General features: G+C 36.1%; 1 protein-coding gene. It reads left to right on the top strand.

Annotation, left to right across the window (positions count from 1 at the left end; translation table 11 throughout):
* A partial coding sequence (locus tag EHC72_RS22885) for a hypothetical protein (protein WP_211660358.1) occupies nt 1–379 on the top strand: 379 nt, incomplete at both ends.

The raw sequence follows: 379 nt of genomic DNA, 5'->3' as shown, positions 1-379 counted from the left end.
GCAAGTGGCACGATTACTTATGTAGATCCTAAAACAACATCAAACACATTAATAGATAAGAAAGACATTAGTACCGATGGTATAGTATTGGTGAATGGATTAAGTGGACTAAGCAGTTCAGTTTTAGCTAATGCGAAATTAAGCATTGCACCGAAATCGATTACTGCAAATCAGATTGCAGATAATACGATTACCTCAGATAAGATCAAAGTTGATGCAGGAGCAGTCACAGGCATGATTCCAATCGTTGGTGCAAGTGGCACGATTACTTATGTAGATCCTAAAACAACATCAAACACATTAATAGATAAGAAAGACATTAGTACCGATGGTATAGTATTGGTGAATGGATTAAGTGGATTAAGCAGTTCAGTTTTAG

The organism is Pedobacter nototheniae, from assembly GCF_004335085.1.
Taxonomy (GTDB): domain Bacteria; phylum Bacteroidota; class Bacteroidia; order Sphingobacteriales; family Sphingobacteriaceae; genus Pedobacter; species Pedobacter nototheniae.
The sequence above is the reverse complement of the archived record's forward strand: the minus strand, read 5'-3'. Positions and strand labels throughout refer to the sequence as shown.